This window comes from Bradyrhizobium sp. dw_411 (genome assembly GCF_018449695.1).
Taxonomy (GTDB): Bacteria; Pseudomonadota; Alphaproteobacteria; order Rhizobiales; family Xanthobacteraceae; genus Bradyrhizobium.
The window spans coordinates 159,672-173,039 of record NZ_JAAVUY010000004.1; the positions used below are offsets into that span (position 1 = coordinate 159,672).

At 62.0% G+C, this 13,368-nt stretch carries 13 protein-coding genes and 1 tRNA gene; 4 read left to right on the forward strand and 10 right to left on the reverse strand.

Annotated features, from left to right (window positions below):
* Window positions 1-76: 76 nt before the first annotated feature.
* From HB676_RS07995 to HB676_RS08010, 4 genes are all read right to left on the reverse strand, one after another.
* Entirely contained in the window at window positions 77-883 is an 807-nt protein-coding gene (locus tag HB676_RS07995; RefSeq protein WP_213737177.1) for a DUF2497 domain-containing protein, read from the reverse strand.
* 393 nt (window positions 884-1,276) lie between these two features.
* The gene (locus tag HB676_RS08000) at window positions 1,277-2,683 is read right to left on the reverse strand and encodes a TolC family outer membrane protein (RefSeq protein WP_213737179.1); all 1,407 of its coding nucleotides are present in this window, start codon (window positions 2,681-2,683) and stop codon (window positions 1,277-1,279) included.
* Window positions 2,684-2,891: 208 nt separating this feature from the next.
* Complete coding sequence (locus HB676_RS08005; RefSeq protein ID WP_213737180.1) at window positions 2,892-3,557, reverse strand: protein-L-isoaspartate O-methyltransferase; 666 nt, start codon at window positions 3,555-3,557, stop codon at window positions 2,892-2,894.
* A gap of 157 nt (window positions 3,558-3,714) precedes the next feature.
* Complete coding sequence (locus HB676_RS08010; RefSeq protein ID WP_213737181.1) at window positions 3,715-3,894, reverse strand: hypothetical protein; 180 nt, start codon at window positions 3,892-3,894, stop codon at window positions 3,715-3,717.
* A gap of 248 nt (window positions 3,895-4,142) precedes the next feature.
* Between HB676_RS08010 and HB676_RS08015 the strand changes: the two genes are divergently transcribed.
* Window positions 4,143-4,217 (forward strand) — tRNA-Asn (locus tag HB676_RS08015).
* Here the strand turns inward: HB676_RS08015 and HB676_RS08020 are convergent.
* The 5 genes from HB676_RS08020 to HB676_RS08040 form a co-directional block, all read right to left on the reverse strand.
* Window positions 4,176-5,849: a recombinase family protein gene (locus HB676_RS08020; RefSeq protein ID WP_213737454.1), complete on the reverse strand. Its 1,674-nt coding sequence runs from the start codon at window positions 5,847-5,849 to the stop codon at window positions 4,176-4,178. The two genes, HB676_RS08015 and HB676_RS08020, sit on opposite strands and share 42 nt — an antisense overlap.
* A gap of 21 nt (window positions 5,850-5,870) precedes the next feature.
* A complete protein-coding gene (locus HB676_RS08025; protein ID WP_213737476.1) occupies window positions 5,871-6,116 on the reverse strand; it encodes a hypothetical protein in 246 nt (81 codons plus the stop codon).
* A 206-nt stretch (window positions 6,117-6,322) separates the two neighbouring features.
* Window positions 6,323-6,628 (reverse strand): HigA family addiction module antitoxin, encoded by a 306-nt coding sequence (locus HB676_RS08030; protein WP_213737182.1) that lies wholly within the window; start codon window positions 6,626-6,628, stop codon window positions 6,323-6,325.
* Between the two features lie 12 nt (window positions 6,629-6,640).
* Complete coding sequence (locus HB676_RS08035; RefSeq protein ID WP_213737183.1) at window positions 6,641-6,937, reverse strand: type II toxin-antitoxin system RelE/ParE family toxin; 297 nt, start codon at window positions 6,935-6,937, stop codon at window positions 6,641-6,643.
* A gap of 144 nt (window positions 6,938-7,081) precedes the next feature.
* Window positions 7,082-8,053, reverse strand: a complete 972-nt coding sequence (locus HB676_RS08040; protein ID WP_213737185.1) for a LysR family transcriptional regulator — start codon at window positions 8,051-8,053, stop codon at window positions 7,082-7,084.
* 99 nt (window positions 8,054-8,152) lie between these two features.
* Between HB676_RS08040 and HB676_RS08045 the strand changes: the two genes are divergently transcribed.
* On the forward strand, window positions 8,153-9,322 hold the full coding sequence (locus tag HB676_RS08045; RefSeq protein WP_213737186.1) for an MFS transporter: 1,170 nt from the start codon (window positions 8,153-8,155) through the stop codon (window positions 9,320-9,322).
* A gap of 20 nt (window positions 9,323-9,342) precedes the next feature.
* Complete coding sequence (locus HB676_RS08050; protein ID WP_213737188.1) at window positions 9,343-10,377, forward strand: aldo/keto reductase; 1,035 nt, start codon at window positions 9,343-9,345, stop codon at window positions 10,375-10,377.
* 146 nt (window positions 10,378-10,523) lie between these two features.
* Here HB676_RS08050 and HB676_RS08055 read toward each other — a convergent pair whose 3' ends face one another.
* Window positions 10,524-11,414, reverse strand: a complete 891-nt coding sequence (locus HB676_RS08055) for a LysR family transcriptional regulator (protein WP_213737189.1) — start codon at window positions 11,412-11,414, stop codon at window positions 10,524-10,526.
* A 105-nt stretch (window positions 11,415-11,519) separates the two neighbouring features.
* Here HB676_RS08055 and HB676_RS08060 point away from each other — a divergent pair, with 105 nt between their 5' ends.
* Window positions 11,520-12,944, forward strand: coding sequence for an aldehyde dehydrogenase family protein (locus tag HB676_RS08060; RefSeq protein ID WP_213737191.1), 1,425 nt, complete (start codon window positions 11,520-11,522; stop codon window positions 12,942-12,944).
* Window positions 12,945-13,368: the final 424 nt, after the last annotated feature.

The following is a 13,368-nucleotide window of genomic DNA, read 5'->3' on the forward strand; positions in this document are numbered from 1 at the left end:
TCAACCCGGCAAGTCAGGCCGAAAGGCAAGATAAAGCCCGATGGGGTGGCTGAATCAGGGCGCGGAACCGGGAAGGTCAGCGGCCGCGCGAAACCCGCTCGATTTCCGCCTTGACGATGCGCTCCACCAGCCCGGGCAGATTGTCGTCGAGCCAGGATTTCAACATCGGCCGCAGCATCTCCTTGACCAGATCTTCCAGCGTCCGGGCATTATTGCTCAGCACCGTATGGGCAAGGCTATTGAAGGCCGATTCGACGGCGGACACGGTCGAGTGCGACAGAATCTGCTGCTGCGGCGGAGCCGCGGGAATGTCGAACGGCGATGCATCGAATGCCGGCGTCCGCTGTACCGTCCTGGCCGCGGCAGCTTCGGTAAATTCGAGATCGTCCGCCGGCTCGATCTTGTGGAACGAGGGTTGCGGGGGCGGTTCGGGAGGCGCTACCGCCATCTCGTCGGTCAGTTCGAACACTTCCTCGATTTCCGGGGCGGCTGGCCTGATCTCCGCTTCCGATGTCGCTTCGTCGAGGCCCGCCAGCATCGCGTCGATGTCGTCCTGGCTGTTGCTCGCGGCAGGCGCTGGAGCGGGAGGCGGCGGCGCAGCTTTCGCCACGGCTGCCTGTGCAGCCGGAATCTTTGACGGCGGAATGTCGTTCATCACAGGCGCCTTCGCTGCCGGTGGCGGCGCAGCGGGCTTGGCCGGCGGCGCCGGTGTCGGCGGCTTCTCGGCCGCTGCGGGCTTTGCATCCGCAGGCTTGGCTTCAGCCGGCTTGACTTCAGCCGGCTTGACTTCAGAAGGCTTGGCTTCGTCGTCGGCGATGATGCGACGGATCGATGCCAGAATCTCCTCCATCGAGGGCTCTTGGAGCTTGGCTGGCTGCGTCATCTCCGATTCCACCTCATCAACGCTCTCGTATGCGTTTTACACCAAGCGAGACAGGATTTGCCGGTTCCGGATATGCGGGCTGGGATTTTCATCACACAAGCCCGACTTGTCCCCAGATCAAACGCCGCCCGACGCGTCGTGCGGAATCTGCCCCTGCCCAGGGCAACGAAGCGTCGCGGCTTTAAGGTGCCAAATGGAAGTGCGAATCGCTCTGCTGCCAATGGCAACGGTACGTCATGGCAACAAATGATTGCAAGCAACGGCGTTGACTGCAAGCAAGGCTGTGGCGAGCAAGTCTGTCGCGAGCAAGGCTAGGACTCGCCGCCCGACGCTTCATGAAGCTCACTTCATCAACGCGGGCGGCTCAACAGACGTCAGAGAAGACGTCAGGAATCAGCGGCCGTCAGGTGCGCGAACACCAAACCAGCTATCGCGCACCTGATGATAGTGCACGCTCGGATCATAGACGGTGGTGGCAAGGTTGAGCACCTGCGGTGACAACCGTCCGACCGAATTCAAGACCGCATAGGACGCGACCACGCGATCATGCTGCGCCGTCACCAGAGCGACACGGGCGTTGACCAGCGCCTGCTGGGCGTTGAGCACGTCGAGTGTGGTTCGCTGTCCCGCCTTGGCTTCTTCGCGCACGCCGTTAAGCGCGATCTCCGACGCCGTCACCTGCGACTGAGCCGAGGCCACCTGCGCCCTGCCCGCCACCAATTGGCCCCATGCCGTCACCGTGTTGGCGCGGGTCTGGTCGCGGGTTTGTTCGAGCACCAGACGCTGTTGCGCCAGGGTTTCCTTGGATTGGCGGATCAGCGAGTACTCGGCGCCGCCCTGATAGACCGGGACCGAAAGCTGCGCGATCGCCGAGGCGCCGAAGGAGCGGTAGACCGTCATGGTCTGTTCGTAGGATTGCTGCACCGCCGCCTGCACCGTCACCGTCGGCAACAGCGCGCCTTCGGCGACCTTGACCTGCAGGAAGTTGACGTCGATGCCGAACATCGCCGCCGTCACGCTCGGGTTCTGGACCAGGCTGAGTTCGACAGCACCGGGCAGCGTGCCCGGCAGGAAGCGATCCACCGGCGAGCCCGGCGCCAATGCTTCGGGCTCGTTGCCGATGATGCGGCGGAAGTTCGAGCGTGTGGTCGTCAGGTTTGATTCGGCAGTCAGTTGCTGCGTCTTGCCGGCGGCAAGCTGCGCTTCCGATTGCGCGACGTCGGTGCGCGTCACTTCGCCGACGTTGAAACGATCGCGGGTCTGTTTCAACGTCTGTTCGAGAACGCGGGTATTGCTTTTCTGAACCTCGACGATCGCGGCATCGCGCAGATAGTCCATGTAGATGGTCGCGGCCGAGAGCAACACCGACTGTTCGAGCACGCGCAGAGCTTCGCGCGCGCCGGATACCTGACTTTCCGCGGCACGGGTCTTGTTGCCGGTCTGACCACCGTTGTAGAGCGTCTGGCTGACGTTCAGGCTGGCGCTGCGCGGTGGGTCAACGCCGTGGATCTCGGTCCGGACGAGTTGGGTGGCCGTGCCGCCCTGAGTGGAATTCGTATCGGTGTATTGGGTACCGGCACTGGCCGTGAGGTTGACCTTCGGGCGATAGCCCGACAGCGCCTGCGGCACGTTTTCGTCGGTAGACCTGACACTCGCCCGCTGCGCATTGAGCTGCGGATTGTTTTGATAGGCGCGCACCAGCGCAGCCTCGATAGTGTCGGCCAGAGCCGGCGCCGGACCCGTATACATTAACAGAAGGACCGCAGCCGCAGCTCCGGTAAAAACCTTCACACCATTCATCCCCGGTCATCCATTCATGCAACAGGCCCGACTCAAGCGGCGCTCAAATCAGGGCGATGCGTAGTTCCACGCCAACATCCGTACATACCTTATGCCGCGCGCAAGCGGTAAGGAACCCCTGGAGGTGCAACGCAGTAGGAAAGTCTTAACGTGGGGCATCTCGGCCACACTTTTGATTCGGAAACGGAATTTGGAGGGCCGGCAGGCGCTAAAAAACAAAAGCCGCAGGCCGCTCAAGACCCGGCAAGACCGGAACGGCGGCATCAAACAGCGCCCGGCTCCCGAAATCGTCATGGGAGTGCGTCACAATGGTAGCCCGTTGCGGCTGGGTCATGGCAAAAACCCCGAGCAGGCGGCCCCCCTCCTTGAGCTGCCGGTAGAGCCCTTCCGGCACGATTTCGGTCGCCCCGTTGAGAACGATCACATCATAGGGAGCATTGGCCGAATCACCCTCGGCCGCCGAGGCGGCACGGACCGTCACATTGCCAAGCCCGAGCTCGGCGAAGGCGTCCCTGGCTTTTGCCACCAGCGATGGGTCGCTTTCGGTGGCAGTGACTTTCCCGGCCAGTTTTGCAATCACCGCGGCCGAATAACCGGATGCACAACCGACCACCAGCACATTGTCGGTGTCCTTGATCTCGGCGGTCTGCAGCATTTTCGCCGTCACGACCGGCTTGATCAGGAAGCGTTTCGCCGCTCCGCCCTCGCTGACATCGAGATCGAGATCGAGATAGGCCAGCGCGCGCTGATTCTGGGGAACAAAGGCTTCGCGCGGCACCGCCAGCATCGCATCGATAATCCTGATATCGGTGACGTCGCTGGGACGGACCTGACCATCGACCATTTTCTGACGCGCGGTCGAAAAACCGGACATTGGGAACCCCAGGAGAAAGCGCGGAGAGGCCGCGGGATGGAACGAGAACCGGGCCATCTTTGATACAAGGTTCGCCAAAACGCAACACGGCGGTGGCCCAAGCTTGGGAGCCCGCGACCGGCGTATCCTTCGTCACATGATTGATGTGGATAGCGGCCTATTCGATCGTAACGACGAGGCGCCCGATCAGTCTTGCGACTTCGTCCAGATCCTCGGAATCATGTTCCGCAACGGCTTGCGCCAGCCGAACCAGGCATTCGTCATCACTCAAGGCCGGGATGTCGCTGGGTACGATCGACGGCACAGGCCTGAGGAGAACGGTCTGGGTGTCGGACATGGAATCACCTCTCGTAAAACCGGGGCATGCCTGAACTTCATCGGCAAATCGGTCTTTTTAGCGCTCGGTTCGTGGCGCGAAAGCGTGACCGGATCACGACTTCCGGATCGCCAAAGCCGTCGTAAACCGATGTGACGCCACGACTATCCGGCTTATCTGAATGTCGCCGCGTTCCGGCCTATTTCGTCCTTTGCAACGCCCGGAGGCTTTGTTATACGCTGCCGCGTGCGAACCATCGGTTTGCCTATTCCTCGGTAGCTCAGCGGTAGAGCATTCGACTGTTAATCGAATGGTCGCTGGTTCGAATCCAGCCCGGGGAGCCATTTCGGTACAAAACTGCGAACTTCTGACCGTACAGTTTCCACTCCATGCTTTCCCTCGGATGCTACGAGCGTCTGAAGGAGTTGGAGGGTAGAGCCGCGGATCACGATTCGATCGGATCCCACCTCCGCCCGCCCTACGATCTTTTGGAGGTGGCTCCTGCGGAAGGTTCCATCCTCGCGTCGCAACCCCTCCCTCGCGAGCCGAGCAAAATGGGCCAAGGCCTCGGGGGTGATCTCGGCAGCCCTGGTATCCCTGCCCTCCGCCCGTTCAATATCGGCACGAGCCCCATCCCTGATGCGCTTGAGCTCCGTGATTCTGCCTTTCAGGTTTGGGTCATTCAAATCGGCCAGACCGTTCTCGATCGCCTCGTAAAGGCGTGTCAGCTTTGCATCAGCGTCGCCAGCCTGGCGCTTCAGTTCCGCAATGCGGGTCTTCTCCTTATCCGCATGAGCCTGCCGCATTTGGAACAAACCACCCAAGGCCTTCTGAAGCCGTGTGGGCTCCAGCAGGCGCCGTTCAACGTGGTCAACAATGAGCCCGTCCAATTCCGCCATCGGGATCGTCCGACCCTTACAGCCTGTTCTCCCCTGCCGGGCTGCCGTGCAGCAGGTGTAGTAGCGGTACTCCTTGCCTTTGCCGGAGGTTCGCAGTGTCATCGCACCGCCGCAGTCGGCACAGAAGACGACGCCGCCGAGAAGTGTTGGAGCGTTCACAAATCGTGGTGCCTTTAGCTGGGGCGCTCGCGACTTGAGCATCCCCTGAACTTCCTCGAACTCTGCCGTTTCGATGATTGGTGGGACCAGGACTTCGACAACGTCCGCCGGGTTCTTTTTGACACCCTTCCGCTTTCCGCTGACGTTGAAACGGTGAAGCCCGATGTAGGTTGTTCGGGTGAGCAGTTCGTGGATAGCGCCGACACCCCAACGCCCTCCCGTCTGCGTACGTTGACCACGGTCGTTCAAGTAACCGGCGATCTGCCGGACGCCCATCGGCCCGTCGCCGTCGCCCAGCCGCGCAAGCCGGAAGATCAGGCGAACCGTTTCAACCTGGGTCGGGTCAGGCTCGATCTTTTTCTTTGTCCGGGCGCCGCGCATCTCGACCGCGACCACTTTATAGCCGAAGGGTGGTCGCGAGCCATTCCAGTAGCCTTGGCGTGCGTTCTCCTTCATCGCCCGGAGCGTGTGCTTCGCATTCTCCTTCGACTGGTATTCGTCAAATAGCGCCATGATCTGCCGCATCATCACGCTCATCGGATCGTCCCCCAATTCTTGCGTGATCGACGTCAGCCTGACACCATTTTTGGCCAGCCGGCGTACATAGAATTCGAGCTGAAACTGGTCGCGGAAGAAGCGCGAGAACGAATGAACGATAATGACGTCGAATGGCGACGGCCGCAGAGACGCCTCGTCCATCATTCGTTGGAAAGCGGCCCGCTTGTCGTCAGTTGCCGTTGCACCAGGCTCCACGAATTCTGCGATCACCTCGATGCCACGCGCCGCGCAATAGGCCCGAAGTTGACGACGCTGGTCGGGAATTGAGAGATCTTGCTCGGCTTGGCGGCCCGTCGAGACGCGAAGATAAAGTGCTGCACGTCCCAAGACGGCCGAGGTGGAGGCCGCATTGGCATTCATGCGAGGCCTCCCTTGGAACGATTACTTCTTAAAGCCGAGGATTTCGTCCAATTCGTCGCCGAAGTAGAGTTCGTATAGCTCAAGCTCTTCAACATAGACCGGCACTTCCTCTGGCCAGTCATCGACAATCTGCGGCGCCCATTTTTGCCTTCCCCGGCGCGAAATTCGCTCGCGCGACGGTGGCTCTTCAATCCGTACAGCGCAAAAATCAAAATCGTCGGCTTTACTGTCCTGTGGCGCGAGAAATGGTGTGACCTTTCGGGACATGCCGCCATTCTTGCGCAATATCCTCGATATTCCAAAGCATTACCTCCATATGTTAATGTGGGAGATTGGATAGCCCCGCGCATGGGCGGCGGCCGTCGTGCAGAAAGGACGGCGGCGGCGTAGTGCAAATACGCGCGCTTTTCGGTGCAAACACCGTTTAATGGGGGATGTCGCTGCCTCTAAAGGCACTGGCGAGGTGGGCGGCATCACGCGGCCCTAAGCGGACGGGCGCGCTTGATCCGCTCGCGCTCCTTGGGACTATGCATCGCCTCCCAAAGGTCGCTGCGCCGCTGCACGTTCAGCCAGAAGTCCGGGCTATTACCGAAAACCCGTGCCAAGATGAGAGCCGTCGATGCGGTCACATTCCGACGCCCATTGCACAGCTCATTGACGTGCTTGCGTTGCACGCCCATCGCCTCGGCGAGAGCCGTCTGGGTCAACCCCAAAGGCTGCATAAATTCTTCCACCAAAATCTCACCGACTGTGATCGGCTTGCGCTTTGTCATCAGCATGTTTGCCTCGCCTTACCTGTAGCTATGATCATCCAGATAGACGCCATCTGCCTCACCTCGGCCGCTGTCCCATCGGAAGACCAGCCGCCATTGTTTGTTGACGCGGATCGAATGGAACCCCGCCAGATTGCCGCGCAGCTTTTCAAAGTGGTTGCTTGGCGGCACGCGCAAATCCTGATCGGTCGCGGCGTCGTCAATCATCTGCAGCTTCCGAAAGAGTCGGCTTTCGAGATCGGGCGGGATATTTCGAGAGCGGATATCCTCAACGAAAAAGGCGCGCAGCCATTCGTCCTGAAAGCTCACGATCATACCACAACTCCGCGCGAGTATATGTACCACTCTATGGTACATCGTGCAATAGTTTTGACCTAAAATAGCGACGGACCCTAGGCGAAATGGCGTAGGGAGACGCTCCCCCTAACCGCGATCTGAGAAGCAACCGACGTTGAACTTTCAGCGTCGATCAGTCCCCGACGAAGTCACCCTCCAGCGTCCGCTCTTTTCTAGGGTCAGGGCCGGATCTCCGACGCGGATGCGCTCGCCGAGAAAGTCGATGAAGGCCCGCACACGGGCTGGCAGCGGCCCACCCTGTCCCAGGTAGACCGCGTGGATGTCTTCCCGGTCACCAGGATTGAACTCTTCCAGCACTGGCACGAGCCGCCCCGCCTCGATGTCCTGTCCGATGTGGAACAGCGCCAGCCGCGCGATTCCGATGCCGCCGAGCGTGAGAAGCTTTGCCGCCTCGCCGTCGCTGGCGCGCGCAATTGGCGGTGCGGAAATCGCCTCGGTCCCCTGCCCGCTGCGGAACGGCCAACCGCCGATGGTGCGAAAGAAGGTCCAGCCGATGCCCTTGTGATGCACAAGATCGTCGGGACGCTGCGGCGTGCCGTGCCGCGCGAGATAATCCGGCGAGGCGACGACTGCCATGCGGCTGGTCCCGAGCTTGCGCAGACGCAGGCGGGATTCTCGCAGCGGTCCGACGCGGATGGCGATGTCGGCGCGCTCCTGAAGCAGATCGACGACGGTATCGGAGAGAACAATATCCAGGGTGACTCCCGGATGCTGCTCCAGAAAGGCCGGCACCAGCGGCATCACATGGAGCAGTCCGAACGGGATATTGCTGTTGATCCTGAGGTGCCCCCGAGGTGAAGCGCCGGCGGCTGCCTCGTGCTCCGCTTCATCCATATCTGCCAGCACCCGCACTGCGCGGTCGTAGAAGATCTGCCCTTCCGGCGTGAGCTGGAGTTTGCGCGTCGACCGATTGATCAGCCGAGCATTGAGCCGCATCTCCAGCCGCGACACCAGCTTGCTCACGCCGGACGGTGTGAGCCGAAATTCGCGAGCCGCCGCGGTAAAGCCGCCCAGATCGACCACCCGGACAAAGACCTCCATCTCGGCGGCGCGATTGGTATCAAGGCGAGGCATTGTGAATTCATCTCATAAATCAAGTGAATTGTCGCGCTCTAATTCCTCTTGTTGCGATGCGCCATGTTCGGTCGACCGCCATCACTAGGAAATCCAAACATGCCCGTCGCCGTCCTCGCCCTCACCGCCGGTGCTTTCGGCATCGGCACCACCGAATTCATCATCATGGGCCTGCTGTTGCAGGTCGCTGCCGATATGCACGTCTCGGTCTCGACCGCTGGTCTGCTGATCTCGGGCTATGCGCTTGGGGTGTTCGTCGGCGCCCCGATCCTGACCCTCGCGACACGCCAAATGCCGCGCAAGGCGGTGTTGCTGGCGCTGATGGCGATCTTCACACTCGGCAACGCCGCTTGCGCGTTGGCGCCGGACTACGGAACGCTGATGGCGGCGCGCGTGCTCACCTCACTCGCGCATGGCACGTTCTTCGGCGTCGGATCCGTGGTGGCGACCGGACTCGTGGCGGCGGACAAGCGCGCCTCGGCGATCGCCACCATGTTCGTCGGACTTACGGTCGCCACGCTGCTTGGGGTGCCGTTTGGCGCCTGGTTCGGGTTGCTGTTCGGCTGGCGCACCGCGTTCTGGGCCGTGGCGGCCATCGGCGTGATGGCATTCGTCGTGCTCCTGCTGTTCGTGCCAAATCATGTCGGGCGCGACGAGAAGACCTCGCCGTTACGCGAAGAACTGGCGGTGCTGGCCCGGCCGCAGGTACAACTCGGCCTCGCCATTACGGTGCTCGGCTTTGCCGGCCTGTTCACGATCTTCACTTACATCCAACCGATCCTGACCCGGGTGACCGGCTTTTCCGATGCGGCCGTATCCCCGATCCTGCTGGTGTTTGGCGCTGGCCTGTCGATCGGCAATATCGCCGGCGGGAGATTCGCGGACCGGGGCCTCGCCCGTGCGCTGGTCGGCACAATCGCCAGCCTCGCAATCGTGCTCGCGGTGCTGGCACCCGTGCTCTCGATCAAGATCCCGACCGTGCTGCTGATCGGGCTGCTCGGCGTCGCCGCCTTCGCCACTGTCGCGCCGCTCCAGCTTCGCGTGCTCGAGAAGGCAGGCGCCGCCGGCCAGAACCTCGCCTCCAGCCTCAACATTGCGGCCTTCAACCTCGGCAATGCGCTCGGCGCCTGGGCCGGCGGTCTCACCATCGATCACGGACCCGGTCTCGCCGCGTTGCCGCTGGTCGCAGCGGCGATCACCGCGCTCGGATTGATCCTGGCGCTTTGGAGCCTGCGCCTCGACCAAAAGCTCGTGCCGGCAGTCGGATAAGAGATAGAGGGAGAAGAACCATGGAATTCCGCAATCTCGGCAAATCAGGACTCAAGGTCCCTGTCCTGAGTTTCGGCACCGGCACGTTCGGTGGCCAAGGGCCGCTGTTCTCCGCTTGGGGCAACAGCGGCGTCGAAGAAGCGCGGCGTCTCATCGACATCTGCGTTGAAGCCGGAGCCAACCTGTTTGACAGCGCCGACGTCTACTCCAACGGCGCCGCAGAAGAGGTTCTGGGCGCCGCGATCAAGGGCCGCCGCAACGAAGTGTTGATCTCGACCAAGACCAGTCTGCCGATGGGGGATGGCCCCAGCGATGCGGGCTCGTCGCGTTCGCGCCTGCTGCATGCGGTCGAGGCATCTTTGAAGCGGCTCGGCACCGACCATATCGATCTTCTCCAGCTTCACGCCTTCGATGCTCACACTCCGGTCGACGAAGTGCTCTACACGCTCGACCTCCTCGTGCGCGACGGCAAGGTGCGTTACATCGGCGCGTCCAACTTCTCCGGTTGGCACCTCATGAAATCGCTCGCGATCGCCGAGCGGCACGGCTGGCCCCGCCACGTCGCGCACCAGGTCTATTACTCGCTGGTCGGCCGCGACTACGAGTGGGAGTTGATGCCGCTCGGCCTCGACCAGGGCGTCGGCGGTTTGATCTGGAGTCCGCTCGGTTGGGGCCGCCTCACTGGCAAAATCAGACGTGGCCAGCCATTGCCTGAAAACAGCCGGCTGCACGACACCGCTCAATGGGGACCGCCCGTCGAGGAGGAGAGACTCTATCGGATCGTGGATGCGCTGGACGCGGTGGCTGTCGAAACCGGCAAAAGCGTTCCGCAAATCGCCATCGCGTGGCTGCTCTCGCGGCCGACCGTCGCATCGGTCATCATCGGTGCGCGCAATGAAGCCCAACTTCGCGACAATCTTGGCGCGGTGGGCTGGTTGCTGAGCCCGGAGCAGATTCAACGGCTCGATACCGCCAGTAACGTGATGCCGGCCTATCCCTATTATCCGTATCGCACGCAGGAGGGTTTCAGCCGACTCAACCCGCCGCCGGTTTAGGAAATCGCAGCGGCAACGCCCAGCTTTGAGAGCTGGGAGATTAGGCGCCTCTCAGAACCGCCGCGTGCGTGGACGAATGATGGCGCTGACTCGCCAATTAACTTGTCAATGCGCCTGCCGTCGGCAGAGCGACCATCTTGAACGGATCAATAGCGCTCACGAATCAAGTCGATCAGCGCACGCAGCCCGGCAGGCACATGCCGGCGCCCTGAATAATACAGACACAAACCAGGGAAAGGTGGTGTCCAATCCTCGAGCACGCGCACCAACGCGCCGTTCGCCAGATCGGGGCCGGCGTTCCATTCGCTGAGATAGGCGAGACCGACACCGGCGCGTGCCGCGTCCAGCATCAGGTGCGGTTCGTCGAGGATAAGCGGGCCGTTCACGTCGATCTCAATCTCCTCACCGTGCCGCTCGAACTCCCAATGATAGATGGCGCCGCTCGGCAACCGCATCCGGATGCAGCGATGCTGCAGGAGGTCCGCGGGCGTGTGAGGCTGCTGGTGGCTCTCGAAATAGACCGGGGATCCCACAACTGCGAAACGCAACTTGGGGCCGACCGGCACGGCGATCATGTCCTGCGGCACCAGTTCGGCCAAGCGAAAGCCCGCATCGAAGCCATCGACGACGATATCGATCAGCCGGTTCTCGGTGACGATGTCCACCGTCACGTCGGGATAGCGACGCAGATACTCGAGAATGATCGGCTCCATCATCTGCCGTGCGGCACCCGTCGATGTGTTGAGGCGCAGCGTACCGGCGGGCGTGTCGCGATGGCTCCCCGCCTGTTCCATCGCATCGCGAATCTGGCTGAGCGCTGGGGCCACGCCGGCAACGAATTGCTCTCCAGCTTGCGTGAGAGAAACGCTTCGCGTGGTGCGGTGGAACAACCGCACGCCGAGCTTCGCCTCTAGCGCCGCGACGGCATGGCTGAGCGCCGAACGCGACATGTCGAGCTCGATCGCGGCCGTCCGAAAGCCACGGTGGCGCGCCACCGCCAGCACAGCGTCAAGTTCGACCAGTCCCGATGCCCTCATTGTCCTGATCCTTGCACCAGTTCATGCCGCTTTATACAGCTTATCTGAGCAATTGGCACCGCTATCTCCCGGAGAGTCCACCTTTTGTGCCCCGGGAGTGCCAACATGCACATCATCGACAAGGTCTATATCGACGGCGCGTTCGTCACCCCGCACGGGACGGATTGGTTCGATCTTCACAACCCGGCGACCGCGCGGGTCATCGGCCGGGTTCGGCTCGCCGATGCGGAGGACGCCCGCGTGGCGATCGCGGCCGCAAAGGTGGCTTTCCCCGCCTTCTCCCGCACGAGCAAGATCGAGCGGATCGCCCTGCTCCGCCGCATGCACGACGCCTTAAAGGCGAGACGCGACGATCTGCTGGAGGCGATCATCGAGGAATATGGCGCACCCACGGCGCGAGTGGCGTTCATGGCCGATCATCCGGCGAACGTCCTGCTCGATGCGGCGTGTGTGCTGGAGCAATATGATTTCGTCCGTCGCATCGGCACCGCGGAGGTGGTGATGGAGCCGCTCGGCGTCGCTGGGCTCATTACACCCTGGAACAGCAACGCAGGTTTCATCTGCGGCAAGCTCGCAGCGGCGATCGCCGCAGGCTGCACGGCGGTTATCAAGCCGAGCGAGATGAGCGCGATGCAGACGCAGATCGTAACCGAAGCGCTGCATGACGCAGGTTTGCCAAACGGGGTCTTCAACATCGTCACTGGCCGCGGCGAGGTGGTCGGCGCGGAGATCAGCAGCCACCCGGACGTGGCGAAGATCTCGTTCACCGGCTCGACCGCGGTGGGAAAAGCAATCCTGCGCGCCGGCGCGGAAACGATGAAGAGGGTTACGCTCGAACTCGGCGGCAAGTCGCCGAGCGTCATCCTGGACGACGCAGACTTCACACAGGCGATCCCGCTCGCCGTCGGCGTCGGCTTCGGCAACAGTGGACAAGCCTGTATCGCCGGCACCCGCATTCTCGTGCCCCGGAGCCGCCTGGCGGAATTCGAGGCGCTGGCGAAGGCGGCGGTCGAGAATGTCAGGGTCGGCGATCCCCGCGATCCGACAACCGCGGTCGGTCCGATGGTCAGCCAAAAGCAATGGGACCGCGTACAGCGCTATATTTGCATCGGCATCGAGGAAGGCGCGACGCTGCTCGCCGGCGGCCCCGGAAAGCCGGATGGACTCGCTGGCTGGTTTGTACGGCCGACCCTGTTCACCGACGTACGCAATGACATGACCATCGCGCGCGAGGAGATTTTCGGCCCGGTGCTGTCGATCATCGCCTATGCCGACGAAGCGGAGGCGATCGCCATCGCCAACGACACCGTCTACGGCCTGCAAGCCTACGTGATGTCGACCGATGAGGATCGGGCGCGACGGGTGGCAAGCCGGATCGTCGCCGGCCGCGTGCTGATCAATACCTATGCGCACGAGCCGATGGCGCCTTTTGGCGGATTCAAGCAGTCCGGGATCGGACGCGAATACGGCACATTCGGACTGGAGGCGTTTCTCGAACCCAAATCCCTTCTCGGCCTGCACGCAGCCTAATCGGGAAGGCTGGCAGGTCCGCCGATCGGCATTCACCTATCTATCGCGCCCTCAGTCATAAGCGCTCGCACGTATGGCCTTTGCCAATCGCATTGACATCCCCATCGTCTCGAAGACGGTCGAGGTGCGGGTTTGACGACATCCTGGAACACAAAAAATTCTGGGCGCATGTCACATAGGCAGGCCTTATCTCGTCATGCTGTCGAGTCCAACCGAAGAGGGAGCCTCGACACAACATGGGCGTTGAGAAGACGTTATTGGTGCAGTCAGGGCCAGGGCACGCCCTGCAAACGACGTCATGGGATCATACCGGGCCGAGCTGGCAGAGCCGAGTCATCGTTGGTCTGCTGCGGCTTCTCCCTATCAAGAAGCGGATGGCGTCGGCCACTGCGGTGCAAGAGCATGTGCGCAGATTGGCATTGCG